Source organism: Streptomyces sp. CA-288835, assembly GCF_050936385.1.
Taxonomy (GTDB): Bacteria; Actinomycetota; Actinomycetes; order Streptomycetales; family Streptomycetaceae; genus Streptomyces.
In genome coordinates, this window is the sequence record NZ_JBNJMW010000001.1 from 1,396,168 (window position 1) to 1,417,270 (window position 21,103).

At 70.0% G+C, this 21,103-nt stretch carries 15 protein-coding genes; 9 read left to right on the forward strand and 6 right to left on the reverse strand.

The window, feature by feature from the left end; genetic code table 11:
• Window position 1 precedes the first annotated feature (1 nt).
• Complete coding sequence (locus tag ACQEVY_RS06420) at window positions 2-649, reverse strand: (2Fe-2S)-binding protein (RefSeq protein ID WP_432945707.1); 648 nt, start codon at window positions 647-649, stop codon at window positions 2-4.
• Between the two features lie 188 nt (window positions 650-837).
• The gene (locus tag ACQEVY_RS06425; protein WP_432945709.1) at window positions 838-1,860 is read right to left on the reverse strand and encodes a zinc-dependent alcohol dehydrogenase family protein; all 1,023 of its coding nucleotides are present in this window, start codon (window positions 1,858-1,860) and stop codon (window positions 838-840) included.
• A gap of 170 nt (window positions 1,861-2,030) precedes the next feature.
• Here ACQEVY_RS06425 and ACQEVY_RS06430 point away from each other — a divergent pair, with 170 nt between their 5' ends.
• Window positions 2,031-2,978 carry a helix-turn-helix transcriptional regulator gene (locus ACQEVY_RS06430; protein ID WP_432945711.1) on the forward strand — a complete coding sequence of 316 codons (948 nt, stop codon included), beginning with the start codon at window positions 2,031-2,033 and terminating at the stop codon, window positions 2,976-2,978.
• Between the two features lie 178 nt (window positions 2,979-3,156).
• On the opposite strand, the gene ACQEVY_RS06435 is transcribed toward ACQEVY_RS06430, so the two are convergent.
• The 4 genes from ACQEVY_RS06435 to ACQEVY_RS06450 form a co-directional block, all read right to left on the reverse strand.
• Window positions 3,157-3,942, reverse strand: a complete 786-nt coding sequence (locus ACQEVY_RS06435) for a carboxymuconolactone decarboxylase family protein (RefSeq protein WP_432945713.1) — start codon at window positions 3,940-3,942, stop codon at window positions 3,157-3,159.
• Window positions 3,939-4,523: a (R)-mandelonitrile lyase gene (locus ACQEVY_RS06440; RefSeq protein ID WP_432945715.1), complete on the reverse strand. Its 585-nt coding sequence runs from the start codon at window positions 4,521-4,523 to the stop codon at window positions 3,939-3,941. The genes ACQEVY_RS06435 and ACQEVY_RS06440 overlap by 4 nt, the downstream gene beginning before the upstream one ends.
• Before the next feature lie 497 nt (window positions 4,524-5,020).
• Window positions 5,021-5,812: a heparin lyase I family protein gene (locus ACQEVY_RS06445; RefSeq protein ID WP_432945717.1), complete on the reverse strand. Its 792-nt coding sequence runs from the start codon at window positions 5,810-5,812 to the stop codon at window positions 5,021-5,023.
• A 276-nt stretch (window positions 5,813-6,088) separates the two neighbouring features.
• Complete coding sequence (locus ACQEVY_RS06450; protein ID WP_432945719.1) at window positions 6,089-7,060, reverse strand: transglutaminase-like domain-containing protein; 972 nt, start codon at window positions 7,058-7,060, stop codon at window positions 6,089-6,091.
• An 880-nt stretch (window positions 7,061-7,940) separates the two neighbouring features.
• On the opposite strand from ACQEVY_RS06450, the gene ACQEVY_RS06455 reads away from it, so the two are divergent.
• The 8 genes from ACQEVY_RS06455 (at window position 7,941) to ACQEVY_RS06490 (ending at window position 21,099) form a co-directional block, all read left to right on the forward strand.
• Window positions 7,941-9,419 (forward strand): sugar transferase, encoded by a 1,479-nt coding sequence (locus ACQEVY_RS06455; protein WP_432945721.1) that lies wholly within the window; start codon window positions 7,941-7,943, stop codon window positions 9,417-9,419.
• 82 nt (window positions 9,420-9,501) lie between these two features.
• Window positions 9,502-10,818 carry a nucleotide sugar dehydrogenase gene (locus ACQEVY_RS06460; RefSeq protein ID WP_432945723.1) on the forward strand — a complete coding sequence of 439 codons (1,317 nt, stop codon included), beginning with the start codon at window positions 9,502-9,504 and terminating at the stop codon, window positions 10,816-10,818.
• A complete protein-coding gene (locus ACQEVY_RS06465; protein WP_432945725.1) occupies window positions 10,808-12,103 on the forward strand; it encodes a glycosyltransferase family 4 protein in 1,296 nt (431 codons plus the stop codon). The genes ACQEVY_RS06460 and ACQEVY_RS06465 overlap by 11 nt, the downstream gene beginning before the upstream one ends.
• Window positions 12,100-13,470, forward strand: a complete 1,371-nt coding sequence (locus ACQEVY_RS06470; RefSeq protein ID WP_432945727.1) for a Wzz/FepE/Etk N-terminal domain-containing protein — start codon at window positions 12,100-12,102, stop codon at window positions 13,468-13,470. The genes ACQEVY_RS06465 and ACQEVY_RS06470 overlap by 4 nt, the downstream gene beginning before the upstream one ends.
• Window positions 13,467-14,993 (forward strand): Wzz/FepE/Etk N-terminal domain-containing protein, encoded by a 1,527-nt coding sequence (locus tag ACQEVY_RS06475; RefSeq protein WP_432945729.1) that lies wholly within the window; start codon window positions 13,467-13,469, stop codon window positions 14,991-14,993. The genes ACQEVY_RS06470 and ACQEVY_RS06475 overlap by 4 nt, the downstream gene beginning before the upstream one ends.
• Window positions 14,994-14,996: 3 nt before the next feature.
• Window positions 14,997-16,934, forward strand: a complete 1,938-nt coding sequence (asnB, locus tag ACQEVY_RS06480; RefSeq protein ID WP_432945731.1) for an asparagine synthase (glutamine-hydrolyzing) — start codon at window positions 14,997-14,999, stop codon at window positions 16,932-16,934.
• A 26-nt stretch (window positions 16,935-16,960) separates the two neighbouring features.
• Window positions 16,961-19,141: a bi-domain-containing oxidoreductase gene (locus ACQEVY_RS06485; protein ID WP_432945733.1), complete on the forward strand. Its 2,181-nt coding sequence runs from the start codon at window positions 16,961-16,963 to the stop codon at window positions 19,139-19,141.
• Window positions 19,138-21,099, forward strand: a complete 1,962-nt coding sequence (locus ACQEVY_RS06490; protein ID WP_432945735.1) for an alginate lyase family protein — start codon at window positions 19,138-19,140, stop codon at window positions 21,097-21,099. Before ACQEVY_RS06485 ends, ACQEVY_RS06490 begins: the two co-directional genes overlap by 4 nt.
• The last annotated feature ends 4 nt before the right edge of the window (window positions 21,100-21,103 follow it).

Sequence of the window (21,103 nt, forward strand, 5' to 3'; positions counted from 1 at the left end):
CTCACTTCCCGGCGGCGGTCTGTTCGACCGCGCGCACGATCTTCACGTAGCAGCCGCAGCGGCAGATGTTGCCGCTCATCCACTCCCGGATCTCCTCCGGCGAATCGGTGTGGCCCTCCTGGATGCAGCCGATCCCGGACATGATCTGCCCGGGTGTGCAGTAACCGCACTGGAAGGCGTCCTCGTCGATGAACGCCTGCTGCAGCGGGTGCAGTTGGTCGCCCTTGGACAGGCCCTCGATCGTGGTGACCTCGGCACCCTCCAGCCGAACCGCCAGCGTCAGACAGGAGTTCACCCGCTGCCCGTCGACCAGTACCGTGCACGCACCGCAAGCCCCGGCGTTGCAGCCCTTCTTGGAGCCGGTCAGGTCGAAGTGCTCGCGCAGCAGGTCCAGTAGCGAGGTGCGGTTGTCGACCGTGACCGTGCGCCGGGTGCCGTTGACCGTCAGGGAGACGCGGCTCTCAGGCGGGGGCTCGGCGCCGTCGGCCTCGTCACCGAGGAACACGGTGCCTCCGAGCACGCCACCCGCGACGACCACACCGCCGACAGCCGTAGAGGTGGCGATGAACGTGCGCCGGGTGGGCCCCGTGGAGGACTCGTCGGCTCCGGTGGGGGGAGGAGCGGAAGACTCAGGAATTTCAGTGGACATACGTACGCCTTCACATCACGGACGGAGGTGATCGAGCTGCGGGCCTCAGGAAACCGGCTCGGTCGCGGGGGAAGAAGGTCGTGTTTATAGGGGGTACAAGCTCAACCCCCTTGCTGGGCAAGCTCACGACTACTGTCTGGGGCCAGGAGCCCCGGACCCGGCGCCCGAGCCGACAGCCATCAGAAGGTTCAGAAGGTGAGGAGCACCTTGGTGGCACGGCGTTCGTCCATCGCCTGGTAACCCTCTGCGGCCTGGTCCAGGGGCAGGGTGAGGTCGAAGACCTTGCCGGGGTCGATCTTGCGGTCCCAGATGAGCTGGATCAGGTCGGGCAGGAAGCGGCGTACGGGGGCGGGGCCGCCCTCCGTGTGGATGCCGGCGAAGAAGAGGTCGATGCCGGGGATCGTAACGTCGTAGTTGACGCCGACGAAGCCGAGGTGGCCGCCCGGGCGGGTGGCGCCGATCGCCTGCATCGTGGACTCCTGGGTGCCGACGGCCTCGACCACCGAGTGCGCGCCGAGACCGCCCGTGAGTTCCTTGATCTTCGCCACGCCTTCGTCACCGCGCTCGGCGACGATGTCGGTCGCGCCGTAGAAGCGGGCGAGCTCCTGCCGTTCGGGGTGGCGGGACATGGCGATGATCCGCTCAGCGCCGAGTTGCTTGGCGGCGAGGACGGCCATCAGGCCGACCGCGCCGTCGCCGACGACCGCGACGGTCTTGCCGGGTCCGGCCTCGGCGGCGACGGCCCCGTACCAGCCGGTGCCGAGCACGTCGGAGGCGGCCAGCAGGGAGGGGATCAGCTCCGGATCGGGCTGCCCCGGCGTCGGAACGAGCGTGCCGTCCGCGTGCGGAATGCGGGCCTTCTCGGCCTGGGTGCCGATCGTCTGCGCCACGAACTCCCGGTGTACGCAGCCGGATTGGTAGCCCGAGCGGCAGATCTCGCAGGTGTTGTCGGAGATGACGAAGGACCCGACGACGAAGTCGCCGACCTTGACGTTCCGCACGTCGTCTCCGACTTCCTCGACGACGCCCACGTACTCGTGCCCCATGGCCGTGTGATCGACGGGTTCGATTCCGCGGTACGGCCACAGGTCCGACCCGCAGATGCAGGTCGCGGTCAGCCGGACGATGGCGTCGGTGGGCTCGAGGATCTTCGGGTCCTCGCGCTCTTCCAGCCGGACGTCTCCGGCCTTGTGCATCACTACGCCACGCATGGGTGAGTCTCCTTGTTTTTCCTTGTTTCGTTTTTTCCTTGTTTCGTGGGTTGGCGCCTAGGGCGCCGATGTACCAGGCAACCGTCTCCATCGCGGGCGAAGAAGGTCGGGTTTATGGGGGGTACAAGCTCAACCTCCCTTTCCGGCGGCTCGTGCCTACCGTTGAGGGCATGGACCAGCGACCCGACAACCGCTCCGAGATCCGGGATTTCCTCGCCACCCGGCGCGCCAGGATCACCCCGGAGCAGGCAGGGCTGCCCACGAGCGGCCGGCGGCGGGTCCCGGGGCTACGGCGCGAGGAGGTCGCCGTTCTCGCCGGTGTGAGTACCGAGTGGTACACCCGGCTGGAGAAGGGCCATATCGGCGGCGTGTCCGAGGACGTCCTCGACGCGGTCGCCCGCGCACTGCAACTGGACGAGGAGGAGCGCACGTACCTCTTCGACCTGGCCAAGGCCGCACAGTTGTCCAGCCGTACGCCTCGCCGTCGTAAGGCCGTCGAGGTCCCGCCTCGTGTCGAGTGGCTGCTGGACTCCATCACGCTGTCCGCGGCGTTCGTCACCAACGGCCGCCTGGACATCGTGTCCGCCAACGCACTCGCCCGCGCGCTGTTCTCGCCGCTGTTCAACAGCGAGACCGTGGACGAACGTGGCCGTCCGAACTTCGCCCGGTACTGGTTCCTCGACCGTGGCGCGCCCGACTTCGTCGCCGACTGGGACGCCGCCGCGAACATCACCGTCGCCCTGCTGCGCGTCGAAGCCGGGCGCTACCCGCACGACAGGGCACTGCGCGAGCTGATCGGTGAACTGTCCACGGTGAGCGCCGAGTTCCGCACTCGCTGGGCCGCCCACAACGTGCGCATCCACCACGGCGGCGTCAAGCGCTTCCACCACCCTGACGCCGGAACCCTGCAGCTCACCTACCAGCCGCTTGGCCTGCCCCTCTCCACCCACGAGGAGCACGCCCTGACCATCTACACCGCCGAGCCGGGCAGCCCCGACGAAGACCGCCTCAAGCTCCTCGCCAGCTGGGCAGCCACGCCGGCCCGGCACCCGAGCGCATCTGCCGCCCACCCCGAGCCCACGGAGAGGAAGCCCGACGCCCGCGGCTCGTCCCAGTGAGACCGGGCGTGCAGGCTTCTTCACCGAGGACGCGTCCGCTGCCGTCAGCCGGGGCTGAACAGCGTTCTCGGCCGCAGGCTTTCGCCGGCCACGCGGGGCCGGCGGCTCACGCAGGGTCGTCGGGGATGCGGCGTCATCCCGGTTCCGAGCCGCCGCGGGCGATTCGGCTCCCGTTCGGTCAGCGCGACTCGAGCACGTCGCGGATCACGGGCATGGCGGTGAACACCTTCGGCCACCCGGCGAAGTAGGCGACATGGTTCAGCAACGTGTCGACCTCGTCATCGGTGATCCCGGAATCCATCGCCCTGTTGAGGTGAAAGGTGATCTGGTCCGGCTGGCCGGTCGAGATGAGCGCCACGACGGTGATCAGGCTCCGGTCGCGCGGCTTCAGGTCCGGGCGCAGCCACAGATCGTCGAAGAGGACGTCGTCGGTGTCATCGACGACTCCCTGCGAGACGCCGCCGTAATCCTCCTGGACGCTCTTCTCGCGGGCCCGCTCGGCCTCCTGGTCCTGCGGGAGCAGATCCGGGTCCCGCTCGGGAAGCTGATCGGCGTCGATCCCGTGCTCGGCGAACACCTCGGCCATCACCGGCACCGCGGCCTTGGCGTTCTGCCAGCCCGCGTAGAACGCGAGGTGGGTGAGGGTCTCCGAGATCTCCGCGGCGGAGAGCCCGTCGTCGAGAGCGCGGTCGGTGAAGCGGCCGAGCTCCTTCGTCTGCCCGTTGGAGATGAGTACCGCGATGGTGACCAGCCCCCTGTCACGACGCGAAAGGCCGTCGTCGCTCCACAGTTGCTGGACCCGTTCCCGGTCGTACTTCGCCAGGGCCGGGGAAACCGACTCGAGCGGACTGGTGCGGGAGCGGGGGGCGGCGTCGGAGTCGGGATCGGCCTGGGCGGTGTACCCGACGAGGAGCGTGCCCGCGGCGATCGTCCCGATGAGGGCAAGTGTCCTGGACTTCGTCATGCTCCCTTCGCTCCCTGTGCTCGCTTTCCGCTGAGGTACTGGTCGTCGGTGACGGGTTCCAGCCAGTGCACGTTGGTTCCGTCGACGGCGTACGTGATAGCGGTGTGGGCCATCGCGCTGTCGCGGGTCGCCCCGTGCCAGTGCTTGACACCCGGCGCGATCCAGATGACGTCGCCCTGGTGGACGGTGATGCGCTTCTTGCCCCATTCCTGCACCCACCCGGTGCCCTCGGTGATGATCAGGCGCTGCCCGTCGGGATGGGTGTGCCAGACGGTCCGGGCGCGCGCCGAGAACCGCACGTCGGAGGCACCTTCCGAGTTCTCGTCGCCCGTGTACAGGGGCTGGATCGAAACCTCACCGGTGAAATTGTCCGGAGCGCCGGCCCTGCTCTCCCGATCCTTGTCTCGGGACACGACGATCCCCGGATGCGGGGACGTTTTCACGCGCTCGGCCGACGCGGTCCGCGCGGTGGCGGCGTCGGCGGCCGGTCCGGATTCCGCCGCACCTCCGCTGAGCAGAAGCGCGCTACCCGCGACACCGCCGAGCACGGCTGCGCCGGTTCGTCGATACGCCTTTGTCATCGTCAATTCCCATCTCTACAGGCTTGCTGGGATCAGCCGACGTCACTGAGTGCCAGTCCCCGGGCGGTACCGTCAGCCGGACGCGGCCTCGACCCCCGACCCGTCGGTCACCTCACTGGGCACGGGCCGACCGCCCTGTGACGCTTGCTCAGCTCCACGAAACCGGCTCCGTCCCGGGCGGAGGAAGGTCGTGTCTATGGGGGGTACAAGCTCAACCTCCCTCCGTGGCAGGCCGCGGATACCGTGGAAGGCACGCCCCCGAACGGAACTAGACGGAACTAGAGGGGCTCCAACAGGTCGTCCACCAGCTCGCCTCGGCGGACCGCTGCCGTGCTGCAGCGTCAGCTCAGCCGTCCGGTTCGCGGCGCGTAGAGGTGACGGGGGCAGAACGCTGCCGCCGCCGTCATACGGCGACGCGAAGCCATGGGCTTCCTGCCGCGACGGGCTTCCTGCCTGCCCGGCAGGAAGCCCGTCCCCGTGGTGGGACCGCCCGCGCGTTACCAGTTCGCGGGTTCGGCCAGGCCGTACGAGTTCGCAATGCGTGCGTGGTCGTGGAAGACGGAGAGCTCCCGAGGGCCGGCGGGCTGGTTCTCGCGCCAGCCGGTGCAGTAGATGCCGGACGACCAGCGAACCGTGTGGGACGTCTTCGGCAGCACGGGAACTCCGGTCTTGCTGTACTTCTTCACACCGTTGACCCAGATCTCGAAGGCACCGTTGGTCGCGTGGAACTTCAGTCGCGTGACGATCCGGATCCAAGTGCCCCGCAGATCGGTCACCTTGGCGACGTTCGCGCTGAAGCCGCCGGATCCGCCGATGCGCAGGTCGTCGTTCTGGATGAACATCAACTCCCACGGTCCCTCGGGATCTTCGGGCGACCACTGCTGGAAGGTGACGTTCTGGTTGTGGAACTGCCAGCCGGGGGCGATGTAGACCGCCTGACCGTAGTAGCGGTCCTGGCCTACGGCCTGGGTGGAGGCCTGGATGGTCTCGGAGTGGTAGCCGCCGCCCTCGTTGATGTAGGTCTGCTTGGCCTCGATGGCGTCGCCGCCTTTGTAGGCGGGAGTGGTGACGTTGCGTAAGACGCCTTCCTTCTGGGGCTTCTGCGGGTAGTTGGACCACCCTTGGACAGTGCCCTCGTCCTGGAAGTACACCCCGGCGGGCAAGGCCTGAACGCCCCCGTCCCCCCGGGCGCCGGCCTCCGCCGAGCCGCCTGTCAGAGCGAGACCGGCGACCAGAGCGCCAGTAACGCAGAACACATGGATCCTCTTACCCGTCCGCTTCCCTAACATCCGATCAATCCTCCTCGGAGCCGAAATCAGGTCTGAACCATTCACCGAAGTTACCGGGCAACACCTGACGGGTCCACATCAAGCTTTCAGATAGATCCGATGTTGGAGGGGGTGCTGAGCATCTGGCGGCGTTCCTGCGGTGGGATCCACCTGCCGTCGACGACCACGCCGGGGCGGCGGTAGGCGCGTGGCCGGCCCGACCACCACCGGTCGCCAGTCCAACGGGCCACCAGATCACCGATGCTGATGGTGAAGGCTTTCGGGTCGAGCGGCGCGTCAGTTGAACGGACGGAGGGTGACGTGTCGCGGGGAGTTGTACTCCGACAGCGACAGCACGGTCTTCGGCGTGCGCAGCCCGTACTGCTCCGCGAACAGCCGCCGGGCGTCCTGGAAGGAAACGTCGTCAGGGGCGACGACCCGTGAGGCCCGGTCGTACAGCGCACGGAGGGGCTCGGTCATGGTCCGTGGGTCCTCCTCGGCCCCCTCGTCCTCGACGTCCGGCCCCCAGACGTCCCACAGCAGGGTTTCCACCTTGTTCAGCGCGGCGAGGTCGAGTCGCACGTTGCCGGCCACGAACCACTCCCCGTTCAGCGGCCCGTCCTCCGGCGGGTAGACCCCGTAGGTGTCGGGGTCGGCGTCCCCGCCCCGGATGTCGCGCCAGGCGCGGCCCGCGACCTGGAAGCGGTCGCGCGGTACGTCCATCGGGTCGAAGTCGACGTACCAGGCGGCGGTGATCTCCGGGTCGGTCAGCTGTGGATCGGCGAGCAGCCAGCCGCGCGCCTCGTCCCAGTACTCGGTGACGACGTGGTCGCAGTGGAACCCGTCCGCCCGGAAGTAGTCGGCGAAGCCGGATCGCACCCGGGCGGGGATGCCGCTGTGCCGCAGCAGCGAGCAGTGCAGCAGCGCGAAGTCCCGGCAGATCCCGACGAATCTGTCCCCGGCCGCACGCCGCCGGCCCAGAGGGGAACCGTCGCGTTCGACGACGATCCGCAGGATGTCGTCGACGTACCGGGCGTCGGCGTCGTGGTGCAGCCGGTCCAGCGGGTGCGTGTGACCGAACAGGTCGCCTTCGCCCCGGTGGATCATCAAGTCGCGTGTGATGCGGGCGAGTTGGGCGGGATCGGTAGGCAGACGGGCGTAGTGCGCGACGAGGTCGCCGGGGTCGGAGAACACGCTCTGGGTGCGGTAGAAGTCGGCGACTTCGGGGGCGAGAGCGGGACGGGTGGACGGCACGGGCGCGGACGGCACGGTGAGACTCCCCCATGGGTTCGGATGCGATGCGAGTTAGCTCGTACGTTCGAATGCCGGCCGGCTCGCCCCACGGTGTCAAAATTCGCGGCGCATTGTCCAGGGCGTCGAAAACCAGGAGCCATTCGGCCACGCTCCCGGCAGGATGCCCCCACGCTCAGGCGAGACGCATAGCCGCCGGCCGTCCGGCGCTCCCACCCCGGGCCATCGTGGAGTTGCTTACCGACGACGACGGGCAGGTGGTGGAAGCGGCGGCCGGCAATCCGTCGCTGCCGCGTGCTGTGATGCTGGATCAGGTGCCCTAGAAGGCCGCGAGAACGGTCGAACTGGGCGCCGTAGAAGGCCCGTTGCAGCCCGCCGGTCGCTAACGCGCAGAAGCCCCCCGGGGCCGTCGGGCGAGCCGCTGGAGCGCGTGGTGACGTCAAAGCGCCCGTGGGCCGTGATCGGTCGGTGGAGCCAGACGCGAAGCTTGGGCACGAATTACACACATTCCCTCTACAGAGTGACCTCTGATGGTCTAGATTGACCGTGCTTCAGCTGATCGGACACGAGGCGATCCACAATGATCTGTACGTCCGTTGCTATTGCAAGCCAGCAGTCGCGTCCCCGGTGCCCGACGTGAGGGAAGGCCGGGAGAGGGCTTTGGGTGTGGGGAGCACCCGAGGTTTCGAGGGGTTCCTGCGGGCCTCGTGAGTCCGGCAGGACCTGCAAGTCTGGTGTCACCAGGGCGGGTTGATCAAGTAGCGCTGCAATAGCCGGGACGTCGTGCGCCGGAAGGCGGGGGTCTCCCGGAGGGAGGGGTTGTGCGGGGGGTGGGTGCCTCCTGGGCGCGGAACAGTGTTTGGCGATTTCGTCGTACCACTGGGGACCGGGGGGTTCTGTGCGACAGGGGGGAATGGTCGACCCTTTTTCGTCGGCGCGCGGGAATCTGGCGAACGGGACAATCAGCCGGCCCGCGATCGATTGGGAGCAGCGGTACCGCCGTACCGTGATCACCACCGATACCGTGGCCACCGCCTTCGTGGTGGCGGCGATCGGCAACTTCTTCGGCGTCCGGGACGCTGCCAACTGGCACGAGAAATGGGGCATTCTCGCCTTCGGCACCGAGCTGTTGGTTCTGGGGGCGCTGGCGGTGGGCCGGGCGTGGACTCCGGCCGTGCTCGGCCAGGGCGCCGAGGAGTTCCGCCGGCTCGGACGCTCGCTGTTCGCGGCGACCGTCGTACTGGCGCTCGGCGGGATCGCCCTGACCTCGCGCAACATCAAGCTCTGGATCTTCGTCGCGATCCCCGCGATCGCGCTCGTCACCATGACCGCGCGGTATGTGCTCCGCCTTCGGCTGCACAAACAGCGGAAAGAAGGACGGTGCCTGAGACCGGTGCTCGCCGCCGGGAGCCCGGACACGGTGCGCGACCTGATCAACCGCACCCGCAAGTTCCCGCACATCGGCTGGCGGGTGGAGGCGGTGTGTACGACGGACGGTCGCGGGCTCGACGGTGACCACCTGGACGGAGTGCGGGTCGTCGGCCGGCTGGCGGACGTCGCCAAGCACGTACGCCACGACGGCTACCGGGTCGTCGCGGTCACACCGGACCCGTACTGGACACCGCACCGGCTGCAGCGGCTGGCCTGGAACCTCGAAGGCAGCGATACGGAGATGGTTGTGGCCCCCGTGCTGATGGAGGTGGCCGGCCCGCGGCTGCACGTCGACGCGGTGCTCGGGATCCCGCTGCTGAGGGTCAGCATGCCGACCTTCACCGGTGGCCGCCGGGCGATCAAGGGGGTCGTAGACCGAGTAGGCGCAACGATTCTGCTGGTGCTGTTCGCGCCGCTGATGGTGCTCGTCGGGCTGCTCGTGCTGATGGACAGCCGGGGCGGGGTGTTCTACCGCCAGCGCAGGGTCGGCAAGCACGGCCGCGAGTTCACCATGCTCAAGTTCCGCACCATGGTCGCCGGAGCCCACGGAGCCCGTGCCGAACTGGCCGACCGCAACGAGGGCGCAGGCCTGCTGTTCAAGCTCCACCGGGATCCGCGGGTGACCCGGGTGGGAGCCGTGCTGCGCCGGTACTCGATCGACGAACTCCCGCAGCTTTTCAACGTACTCACCGGATCGATGTCGCTCGTCGGTCCGCGGCCTCCGCTGCCGGAGGAGACCGCCGCGTACGGCCCGGACATCCGGCGGCGGCTGCTGGTCAAGCCCGGGCTCACCGGCCTGTGGCAGATCAGCGGACGCAGCGACCTGCCATGGGAGGAGGCGGTCCGGCTTGACCTGCGGTACGTGGAGGACTGGTCGCTCGCCCTGGACGCGGTGATCTTGTGGAAGACGCTGCGTGCGGTGTTCTACGGCCAGGGGGCCTACTGATGCGCGGGGGGCTGCAACTCGACGGTCCCGCCCGCGCGCGGACCGCAGGCCGCGAGGGCCTGCCTAGGGGGAGGGACGGGTCATGAAGGTCAGCGTTTTCGGGCTCGGCTACGTGGGCTGCGTATCTGCCGCGTGCCTGGCCAGCATGGGTCACGAGGTCATCGGGGTGGACGTGAACCAGGTGAAGGTCGACCTGGTCAACGACGGCAAGGCCCCGGTGGTCGAGGAGCGGATCGGCGAGCTCATCGCCGAGGTCGTACGGACCGGAGCACTCCGCGCCACCGGCGACGTCCGCGAGGCGATCGCGGACAGCGAGGTGTCGCTGGTGTGCGTGGGCACGCCGTCGGAGCCCAACGGCAGCCTGTGCACTACGTACTTGGAGCGGGTGACCGAACAGATCGGCGCGGCCCTGGCGGAGCGCGGTGGGCGGCACACCGTCGTGTTCCGCAGCACCATGCTTCCCGGCACCTGCCTGAACCTGCTGGTGCCGATCCTGGAGAAGAACGTCGGCGGCACGGCCGGGGTGGACATCGGGGTCGCGGTCAACCCGGAGTTCCTGCGCGAGGGCACGAGCGTGCGGGACTTCTTCGACCCGCCCAAGACCGTCATCGGCGAGCTGGACCCGGCAAGCGGCGACGCGGTGGCGACGCTGTACGACGGCTTGCCCGGCGAGGTGTTCCGGGTGCCGGTCCCGACGGCCGAGGCGATCAAGTACGCGGACAACGCGTTCCACGGCCTCAAGATCGGCTTTGCGAACGAGCTGGGCGCGGTGTGCCAGGCGCTCGGGGTGGACTCGCACCAGGTGATGGACGTGTTCCTGGCCGACCGCAAGCTGAACATCAGCCCCGCCTATCTGCGGCCCGGCTTCGCCTTCGGCGGCTCCTGCCTGCCCAAGGACCTGCGCAGCCTGGTCCACGCGGCGCAGCGGGCCGACATCTCGGTGCCCATCCTCGCCCATGTGCTGCCCTCCAACTCCGACCATCTGCAGCGCGCGGTGGAGCTGGTCGAGCGCACCGGCAAACGCCGGGTGGGAATGTTCGGGCTGTCCTTCAAACCCGGCACCGACGACCTCCGCGAGAGCCCGCTCGTCGAGCTGGCGGAGCGGCTCTTCGGCAAGGGGTACGACCTGCGGATCTACGACGCCAATGTGAGCCTCTCCCGGCTGATCGGCGCGAACCGCGAGTACATCGAGACCCGGCTGCCGCACCTCGCCCAACTGCTCGCGGAATCCGTCGACGAGGTGCTGGAGCACGCCGAGGTGTGCCTGGTCGGGACCAAAGATCCGGCCGTCCTTTCGGCGCTGCCCCATGGCGACAGCCCGGTGATCGTCGACCTCATCCACCTTCCCGACGCCGAAGCGCGCCGGGCCGAACCGGGGTACGTGGGCCTTGCTTGGTGACAGATCGTTTGATGACGCATCGTTCGATGACCACGCCGGCGGCGACCGGCCGGGCCGGCGCGCGCTGATCCTGGTGGAGAACCTTTCGGTGCCGTTCGACCGGCGGGTGTGGCAGGAGTGCACGACGCTGCGCGACGCGGGCTGGGAGGTGCACGTCATCTGTCCCCGCGGGGAGAAACGGGACACGGAACCGGAGGCGGTGATCGACGGGGTGCGGATCCACCGCTACCCGTTGCGCGCGGCCACCGGAGGACCGGCCGGCTATCTGCGGGAGTACGGATCGGCGTTGTGGCATACGGCCCGGCTGGCCCGCAAGGTCGGCCCGGTCGATGTGGTCCACGCCTGTAACCCGCCCGATCTGCTGTTCCTGCCGGCGCTGTGGCTGAAGCGGCGCGGCGCGCGGTTCGTCTTCGACCAGCACGACCTCGTACCCGAGCTGTACCTGTCCCGGTTCGACCGCGGCGAGGATCTGCTCTACCGCGCCGTGTGCGCGCTGGAGCGGCGGACCTACCGGGCCGCGGACGTCGTCCTCGCCACGAACGAGAGCTATCGGGACGTCGCGATGAGCCGTGGCGGCCGACGGCCCGAGGACGTGTTCGTGGTGCGCAGCGCACCCGCCATCGAGCGGTTCCAACCGGTGCCGCCCGAACCGGAGTTGAAGCGCGGCAAGCCTCATCTGCTGTGCTACCTCGGCGTCATGGGCCCCCAGGACGGCGTCGACTACGCCTTGCGCGCCCTCGCGAAGCTGCGCGACGAGTTCGGGCGTACCGACTGGCATGCGGTGTTCGTCGGCTCCGGCGACGCCTTCGACGCGATGGTGGAGCTGTCCCGGCGGCTCGGGCTCTCCGATCAGGTGCAGTTCACCGGACGCATTCCGGACGCCGACCTGGTGCGCTACCTGTCCACCGCGGACGTATGCCTCTCCCCCGACCCGCGCAATCCGCTCAACGACGTGTCGACCATGAACAAGGTCCTGGAGTACATGGCGATGGGCCGGCCGATCGTCTCGTTCGACCTGAAGGAGGCGCGCGTCTCCGCCGGAGACGCCGCCGTCTACGCGCCCGCCAACGACGAGGCCGAATTCGCCAAGCTCATAACGCTGCTCCTCGACGATCCGGAGCAGCGGGCCCGGATGGGCAAGATCGGCCAGGAGCGGATCAGCGGGCCGCTCTCCTGGCGGAACTCGCAGGCCTCACTGCTCGCCGCGTACGCCGCTGCCTGCCGTGACCACACTCCGGTGTCGACGGGCGACCCGGTCCGCACAGGGAAGAGGCCGCGCCGTTGAACGATGACCCGATCCGCCTGGCCACGATCGGGCGGATTCTCCGACGGCGGTGGCGGCTGCTCGCCACCCTTGCCGTGGTGGGCGCACTCGTCGGCTACGGCGCCTCGCTGGTGTTCCCGCCGCGCTACACGACCTCGGCATCGGTTCTGCTGCCGGGACAGTGGGAAGAGCGCGAGCTGCTGACTCAGGTGGATATCGCGACCAGTTCGACGGTGGCCGACCGCGTGGCCGCCGAGCTCGGCTGGCCGGGCGTCGGCGGCGCCGAGCTGCGGGATCGAGTGAGCGCCAAGGCCGCCGACGGGAACATCATCAAGATCTCCGGTACGGCCGAAACGCCGCAGCGCGCGCAGCAGCTCTCCGACCAAGTGGCCAAGGAATTCGTCGAATTCGCCGCGCGGATCGCAGGCGGCAGCACCGACTCCGAAGCGGCCACGGCGCCCGAGGCGCTGCGGAAGAAGATCGAGGAGACCAACCGCCGTATCACCGACCTGGCCGAGGCGGCCGATCCCGGGCAGACCGTGGAGAGCGTGCAGGCCCGCACCACGCTCGAGAGGCTGCGGGCCTCGCTGGAGGAGGCCATGACGAAGCTGGATCAGGCCGACCCGGCGAACGCCATGGCCGGCATGGTCGTCATGGGGCCGGCGGCCCGGCCGGCCGGCGAGGCGCCGCCGACGAGGATCCAACTCATCGTCGCCGGGGCACTGTTGTTCTTCTTGTTCGCGGTCATCGGCCATCTCGCCGCCGCACGGATGAATCGCCGGCTGTGCACCGAACCGGAGATCGCCGCGGCACTGGGCTCGGGGCTGCTCGGCAGCGTCGACGTGCCCGATGAACGGCGCGGCGCGCACCGGCCGGAAGACGGTGGCCCACGGGCCTGGTTCCGCCGGCTCCTCGGCGTCGACACCCGGTGGGACCTGCCGACCCCGCAGAGGTCCGGCGACGAGGCCGGCAGGCGGATCCGCTACCGGCGGGTGTGCGCTCGCCTCCGGGACCAACCGCCCGCCCCCCGGCGGCTGTTGGTGGTCGTACCGGACAGCGACGAGATCGCCCGCCGAGCCGCCGGACAACTCGCCGCCGAGGCCGACGGCGATCCGCTGCTACGGGTGGTGGAGGTTTCGGTGGACCGGCCGATCGTGCCGGACCGCGACACCGAGTCCGGCGCCCTGGTCGTCCTCAGCGCGGGCAACTGGACCGCGGAGGAGCTCGCCGGCATCGCCGAGGCGTGTGCGGACGGTGGGCATGAGGTCGTCGGCGTCGTCGTCGCCGCCCCGGTCTCGGCCCGTACGACACCGTCCGTCGACCAGGCGCTGGAGAACGGCACTCCCGCGCTCGCGGTTCGCGGCTCTGCGACGGGAGGTTCAGCATGACGACGCGTACGACTTCGGAGTCGTCGGCAGCCACTCCGCTCTTCGACTTGCAGGCGCTGGTGGTGTCGGTGCGCAGGCGCCGCCGCCTCTGGTGCTCCATGGCGCTGCTCGGCCTGCTGGCCGGTGCGGCGGTGGCCGTTCTGATGCCGCCGCCGCCGAGCGCGGTGACCAAGGTGCTGGTCGCGCATGCGGAGGACCAGCCGAACGACATGGGAACGCTGATCCGCACCGACGTCGCCGTGCTGGAGACCACGCGGATCGCCGGCAAGGCCCTGCAGTCCCTCAACTCCTCGGAAGACCCGGCGGACTTCATGCGGGACTACCGTGGCACCGGCTTGACCAACAACCTGCTGCAGATCGATGTGACGGGTGACAGCGACGCGGAAGCCGTGGCCCGTGCCAAGGCCCTGGCCGACGCGTTCGTCACGGACCATGGGCGGCGGATGCGGGAGACCGCGACAGCCGAGGCCAAGGCCCTGCTCGACCAGCGGGACCGCATGCGGGACGAACTCGCCGAGGTCAACAAGGAGATCGGCGACCGGTCGCCGGAGACGGAGAGCGACCCGAAGGAGTCCGCGAGCATCGAGACGCTCTACGCCCGCCGGGCCGAACTCGACTCGCGCATCGCCGACTTCGACCAGCGTGCCGCCGAGGCGCGCACCGGCACGCCCAAGGTCATCGCCGGCACACAGATCGTGGACGCCCCGCGCGCGGTGCAGCACTCCCTGCCCAAGGCCGCCGCCACCAACGCCGGGATCGGACTCGTCCTCGGGCTCGTCCTCGGGCTCGCGCTGGCCGCGGTCCGCACGGTGGTGGCGGACCGCCCCGTACTGCGCCGGGACATCGCCGCGAACCTGGGCGCCTCGGTCATCGCGGAACTGCCCCACCGATCGGGCAAGTGGTGGCGGCGCCGACGGACCCGGATGGCACGCGAGCGGCTCACCACGAGCCTGGCCCGCACCGTACGTGGCTCCGTGGAACCGGTGTCGCTGCTGGAACTGGGCTGTGCACGCCACGCGAGCCGACTCGCCCTGGACGTCGCCAAGGCACTGATGGCGGAGGGGCCGGTGGTCGTCACCGACGGTCTGCCCGGCCCGCAGCTCGCAAAGCGCCGCCCGAAGCCAGGAGACCCGACCGTGGTCAGCGGCGAGCCAGCCGCGGCCGAGTCGCCTCAGGAGCGCCGGCTCGGCGTCGGCTCGGTGACACCGGGTACGGCGTGGACCGACCTCCAGTACCTCGGCACCCAGACCGTGCTCGTCGTACGGGCCGGGCATGGCAGCGCCGCATGGCTGCACACCGTGGCGCGGCAGCTCGCGGACCAGCACATTCCGGTGATCGGCGTGGTGCTGATCGACCCCGATCCGCGTGACCGTACCGACGGCACGCTGTGGGACGGGCTGGGCACCGCGCTGCGCGGCCACAACGAGCGGCTGGTCCGGCAGAACGGGACACGTCGGGTGCGGACGGAGCGGGTGCCGAGTCTGGCCGCAGGCGTCCCGGACAGCGACCAGGAGGCGCGGTAGGACATGTGTGGCATCGCAGGCACCTACCGATGGCCGGACGGGAAGGCCGTGACCGACCGGCTCACCGACACCCTCGCCCACCGCGGTCCGGACGGGGCGGGCCGGTACGGCCACCCCGTCGGCGACGGCGAAGTGCAGCTCGGGCACCGCCGATTGGCCATCATCGACCTGTCCGAGACCGGCGCCCAGCCGATGGTCTCGGATGGCCTCGCGCTCACGTACAACGGCGAGCTGTACAACGCGCCTGAGCTGCGTGCCGAGCTGACAGCCGCCGGAGTGCGCTTCCGCGGCACCTCCGACACCGAGGTGCTCCTCGAGGCCTGGCGGCGCTGGGGCACGGACTGCCTGCCCCGGCTGCGCGGCATGTTCGCGTTCGGGATCTTCGACGAGCGCACCGGTGAACTGGTGCTGGCCCGCGACCAGTTGGGCATCAAGCCGCTGTTCCTGCTCCGGCGCGGCGAGGGCCTGGTGTTCGCCTCCGAGCTCAAGGCGCTCGCCGCCGCGACCGGCGGGAAGCTGGAGGTGGACCATGCGGCGCTGGTGGCCTCGCTGCTCTACTACTGGGTGCCGGACTCACGCTGCGCGTTCCGCGAGGCGGAGAAGCTGCCGCCGGGAAGCTGGCTGCGGTGCCGGCCCGACGGCCGGGTGGAGCGCGGCCGGTACTGGAACCTGAAGGACGTCGCCGCCGAGGGCCGGGACCGGGCCCGCAGCGGCGAGCGGCCGGACCTGGCCGCCATCGTCGAGGAGTCGACCCGGCAGCACCTGCTCTCCGACGTACCCGTGGCGACCTTCCTCTCCGGCGGCCTCGACTCCAGCTACCTGACCGCGCTGGCCGCCCGCCACCAGCCCGGGATCTCCGCCTACACGATCGGATTCCGCGCCGAGGACGCCAAGTTCGAGGCCATGCCGGACGACCTGCGCTACGCCCGGCAAGTGGCCCAACAGTTCGGCGTCGACCTGCACGAGATCGAGATCGCCCCGAACGTACTCGACCTGCTGCCCCAGATGACGTACCACCTGGACGAGCCGATCGGCGACCCCGCCGCGATCAACACGTACCTGATCTGTACGGCCGCCCGGGAGGCCGGGGTCAAGGTGATGCTCTCGGGAATGGGCGCCGACGAGCTGTTCGCCGGGTACCGCAAGCACCTGGCCAATCTCATCGCGCTGCGCTACCAGCGCGTCCCGCGACCCCTGCGGCGAGGGGTGTCCGCGGCCGTGGACCGGCTGCCGGTCGCCACCGCCCGCCGGGGGTACCGGTCGGTGCGCTTCGCGAAGCGGTTCCTCTCCTTCGCCGATCTGCCGGAGGAGACCGCGTTCCGACGCAGCTACACCATGTACGACCAGGATGAGCTGCTCGCCCTCCTCGACCCGGACCTGGCCGGGACGGTCGACGACGTACTGACCGAGCACGCGGACGTCTACCAGGACAACGACCTCGACGACTTCGTCAACCGCATGTGCCTGACCGACGCCCGGATGTTCCTGCCGGGCCTGAACCTCGCCTACACGGACCGCTCCAGCATGGCCGCGTCGACCGAGGTGCGGGTGCCGTACGTGGACGTCGAGGTGGTCAAGGCGGCGTTCGCCGTGCCCGGCGACCGCAAGATCGTCGGACGGCAGGGCAAGGCCGTCCTCAAGGAGGCGGCCACCTCGGTCCTGCCCCGGGAGATCGTGTACCGGCCCAAGGGCCTGTTCAGCGCCCCGCTGCGCGCCTGGATGAGCCGGGATCTGGCCCCGCTGGTGCGCGAGGTGGTCAACGACGGCGTGCTCGTCCGTTCCGGCTTGCTGCGCCGTGACGCGCTGGCGCGGATGGTCGCCGAAGACGCCGCCGGACAGCGGGACTTCTCCAAGCATCTGTGGCACGTGCTGACCCTCGAGTACTGGTATCGCGACGCGACCTCTGGGTCCGGCTCTGGGTCCGGTCAGAGCACTCGGTAAACGACTTAGGAATCAGAGGAGTTCGAGTGAAGCAGGTTGTACAGAACTACAAGAGCGGCGAGCTGGCGGTGCTCGACGTGCCGGTACCGGGGTGCAAGCCGGGCGGTGTTCTGGTCCGCACCGCCTTCTCGCTGATCTCCACCGGGACCGAGCTCATGAAGGTGTCCGAGGCCGGCATGTCGATGCTGGGCAAGGCCCGCTCCCGCCCTGACCAGGTGGCCAAGGTCATGCAGAGTGTGGCCACCAACGGAGTGCCCGCCACCTACCGCAAGGTGATGGGCAAGCTGGACTCCTATACGCCGCTGGGTTACTCGCTGTGCGGGGTGGTCGAGCAGGTCGGCGCCGGGATCGACGATGTGAAGGTCGGCGACCTGGTGGCCTGCGCCGGCAACGAGCACGCCTTGCACGCCGAGTTGAACTGGGTGCCGAAGAACCTCTACGCCCCGCTACCGGACGGCCTCGCGCCGCGGCACGCGGCTTTCGGCACCGTCGGGTCGATCGCGCTGCAGGGCGTCCGCCAAGGCGAACCGCAGCTCGGCGAAGTGGCCCTCGTCATCGGCCTCGGGCTGATCGGGCAGCTGGTGGTGCAGCTCCTCGCCGCCTCGGGAGTGCGCGTCGTCGGCGCCGACCCCGACCCGGTGCGCTGCGAGCTCGCCGAGCGCCTGGGCGCCGCGGCCTGCGGCGATCCCGCGTCCGCGGCCGTGGAAGCCGCCGTCGCCGAACTCACCGACGGTCACGGCGTGGACCAGGTGTATCTGGCCGCCGGCGGCGGCAGCAACCAACCCGTCGAGCTGGCCGCCAAGTTGAGCCGGGACCGCGGCCGGGTCGTCGACATCGGCAAGTGCCGCCTGGACCTGCCGTGGAACGCGTACTACGAGAAGGAACTCGACGTCCGGTTCTCCCGCTCGTACGGCCCCGGTCGCTACGACCCGGGGTACGAGCTGGAGGGGCGGGACTACCCGATCGGCTACGTGCGCTGGACCGAGCGCCGCAACCTCGCGTGCTTCCTCGACCTCGTCGCCCGCGGCAGCGTCGACGTGGAGCCCCTGATCTCCCACGTCGCCGACTTCGACGACGCGGTCGAGACGTACCAGAGCCTGAAGGACGGCGACTTGAAGGCCGTGGCCGTGCTGTTCCGGTACCCCCAGGAGGCGGGGGAAGCGGAGGAGGCGGAGGCCCCGGCGGTGGCCTTGCCCGCCGTAAGAAAGAAGCCGAGTACGACCCGGGCCGCCAAGACGCCAGTACGCCTCGCGTTCGTCGGCGCGGGAAACTACGCGACGTCGATGCTGCTGCCGCACCTGGCACAGCGCGACGGCGTCGAGTTGTCGACCGTCGTGACCACGACGGCGCTGTCCGGGGCCAACGCGCAGCGGAAGTTCGGCTTCACCGAGGCGACCACCGATCTCGACGCCGTACTCGACGACAAGTCCATCGACGCGGTGTTCGTGGTCACCCGGCACAGCTCGCACGCCGAACTGACCCGGCAGGCGCTGCTGGCCGGCAAGGCCGTGTTCGTGGAGAAGCCCCTGGCCCTCACCGAGGACGAGCTGGCCGGCGTACTCGCGGCGGTGGAGGAGTCCGGCAACGACCGGCTGCAGGTCGGTTTCAACCGCCGGTTCGCACCGCTGCTGCAGGAGGCCAGGACGCGCTTCGGCGCCCGGACCGGTCCAGCGAGCCTGCGCTACCTGGTCAACGCGGGCCGGCTGCAGCACGGCAGCTGGTACCTCCAACAGGGCACCGAGGGCTCGCGGTTCGCAGGCGAAGGCGGGCACTTCATCGACACGGCGAGCTGGCTGCTCGACGCCGACCCGGTCTCGGTGTACGCGGTCGCCACGTCCGGCAACGAGGACCTTCAGGTCGTACTGCGCTACCCGGACGGGTCCACCGCCACCATCAGTTACGTCACGACCGGCGCGCCCGGCTTCCCCAAGGAGACGCTGGACCTGGTGGCCGACGGCAAGGTGCTGCGGCTCGACGACTTCGTGCGTGCCTCGGTTCACGGGCGCAAGAAGTGGGTCAGTTCGCGGCTGCCCAAGGCCCGGGACAAGGGCCAGAACGCCGAACTGGCCGCGTTCATCAAGGCGGTGAGGACCGGCGGGCCGATGCCGGTGCCGCTTCAGTCGCTGGTCGCCACCACGGCGGCCACCCTCGCCGTGCAGACCGGGCTGGCGGCCGGTGCCCCGGTGACGCTGGCAGGGCCGCGATGACGATGAGCGCGGGCTGGTATCTGCGGCGGCTGTCCCGGATGGGACCGCGGGAGGTCGGCGGCCGGGTGGGCGACGCGGTGCGCAGGCGGCGGTGGCGGTCGGCGCGGCCCAACTGCCCGAGCGTGACCGGCGCCCGGTTCACCGCGGTCCTGCCCGCCGGGACGATCGCCGCTGTGCCACCGGACGCCGCGAAGCGTCTCGTCGCCGAGGCGGACCGGCTGATGTACGGGCACGTCGAGTACTTCGGGGTGGTCCGCGACGACCTGACCGACCCGGACTGGTGGTGCGATCCGAAGACCGGGCGCCGGGCGCCGTGGGGTTACGCCTTCGACGTGCCGTACCGGAACGAGGAGGCGGTCGGGGACATCAAGCAGATCTGGGAGCTGTCCCGACATCAGTACCTCACCCAGCTCGCCGCCGCCTACGCGATCACCGGGAACGAGCGGTACGCCGAGCGCGTGGCCGAGCACCTGCGGTCGTGGTGGGCGGCCAACCCACCCCTGCGCGGAGTGCACTGGATCAGCGGCATCGAGTTGGGCATCCGACTGCTGTCCTGGGTGTGGATCCGCCGGCTGCTGGACGGCTGGCCGGGCGCGGCCGAGTTGTTCGAGGGAAACCCGGTGGCGCTGAACCAGATCTGGCACCACCAGCGCTGGCTGGCCGCCTTCCCCAGTCGGGGGTCGTCGGCGAACAACCACGTCATCGCCGAGGCCGCCGGACAGTTCGCCGCGGCCTGCGCGTTCAACTGGTTCCCCTCCTCGGCGCGTTGGCGAGCCGACGCGCTGCGGTCGCTGGAGCGACACCTGCGCGGCAACACCTTCGCCTCCGGCCTCAACCGCGAGCTGGCCACCGAGTATCACGGGCTCGTACTGGAGTTGGGCCTGGCCGCGGTGGCCGAGGCGGACGCCGCCGACGTACCGGTCCCCGCGACCGTACGCCTCGTACTGCTGCGGATGACCGACGCGCTCGCGGCCATCGTGGACAGCCACCTGCGGCCGCCGCGCCAGGGCGACGCGGACGACGGGCACGGTCTGATCGTGGACGGCGCGGGCACCAACCGCTGGGCCTCGCTACTGGCCACCGGGGACGCCGTGTTCGGCCGGCTCGCCTGGTGGCCTGAGGTGACCGGCACCGACGTACGCACCCCGCTGCTGACCGCGCTCATCAAACCCACTGAACCGACCGTGGCCCGGCCGGCAAGCCGCCCCGCACACTTCGCCGACGCGGGGCTCACCATCCTGCGCGGACCGGGAGAGATCTGGTGCCGCTGCGACGGAGGTCCGCACGGCTTCCTGTCCATCGCCGCGCACGCCCACGCGGACGCGCTGTCCGTGGAGGTCCGGCACGACGGGGTCGACGTGCTCGCCGACCCGGGGACGTACTGCTACCACGGGCAACCCCAGTGGAGGCAGTACTTCCGGTCGACCCTCGGCCACAACACCCTGCAGCTGGACGGCGGTGACCAGTCCGCCTCCGGCGGCCCGTTCCTGTGGACCCGGCATGCCCGCAGCCGCGTCCTGACCGTGGACACATCCGGCACCTCCGACGGGGGCGTGGCCCGCTGGTGTGCCGAGCACGAGGGCTACGAGCCTTCCGTGCACCGTCGCCGGGTGGAACTGACCCCCGCGAGCCGGGAGTTGATGGTCGTCGACGAGGTCCGCGGCCAACACACCCAGCGCCGGGCCGTGCACTTGGCGTTCCATCTCGGCCCGGCGGTCACCGCGGATCTGACGGGCAACCGGGCACAGCTGACCTGGACCCGGGACGGCGAGGACCGTTCCGCGGTGCTCGACCTGCCCGGGCAGTTGAGCTGGCGGGCGCATCGCGGCGAGACCGATCCGCCGCTGGGCTGGTACTCCGCCGGATTCGGGCGCAAGGAGCCCTCGACAACGCTGGTCGGCACCGGTTTCGCCGAAGGCATGGAGAGGTTCACCACCATGCTCAGGTTCCGCGGCTAGGGGG

What these genes read in the sequence shown, in the direction of transcription:
- ACQEVY_RS06420 (WP_432945707.1), bottom strand. Translation starts at nt 649, where the DNA reads ATGTCCACTGAAATTCCTGAGTCTTCCGCTCCTCCCCCCACCGGAGCC.
- ACQEVY_RS06460 (WP_432945723.1), top strand. Translation starts at nt 9,502, where the DNA reads ATGAAGGTCAGCGTTTTCGGGCTCGGCTACGTGGGCTGCGTATCTGCC.
- ACQEVY_RS06490 (WP_432945735.1), top strand. Translation starts at nt 19,138, where the DNA reads ATGACGATGAGCGCGGGCTGGTATCTGCGGCGGCTGTCCCGGATGGGA.
- asnB (WP_432945731.1), top strand. Translation starts at nt 14,997, where the DNA reads ATGTGTGGCATCGCAGGCACCTACCGATGGCCGGACGGGAAGGCCGTG.
- ACQEVY_RS06440 (WP_432945715.1), bottom strand. Translation starts at nt 4,523, where the DNA reads ATGACAAAGGCGTATCGACGAACCGGCGCAGCCGTGCTCGGCGGTGTC.
- ACQEVY_RS06435 (WP_432945713.1), bottom strand. Translation starts at nt 3,942, where the DNA reads ATGACGAAGTCCAGGACACTTGCCCTCATCGGGACGATCGCCGCGGGC.
- ACQEVY_RS06425 (WP_432945709.1), bottom strand. Translation starts at nt 1,860, where the DNA reads ATGCGTGGCGTAGTGATGCACAAGGCCGGAGACGTCCGGCTGGAAGAG.
- ACQEVY_RS06445 (WP_432945717.1), bottom strand. Translation starts at nt 5,812, where the DNA reads ATGTTAGGGAAGCGGACGGGTAAGAGGATCCATGTGTTCTGCGTTACT.
- ACQEVY_RS06475 (WP_432945729.1), top strand. Translation starts at nt 13,467, where the DNA reads ATGACGACGCGTACGACTTCGGAGTCGTCGGCAGCCACTCCGCTCTTC.
- ACQEVY_RS06430 (WP_432945711.1), top strand. Translation starts at nt 2,031, where the DNA reads ATGGACCAGCGACCCGACAACCGCTCCGAGATCCGGGATTTCCTCGCC.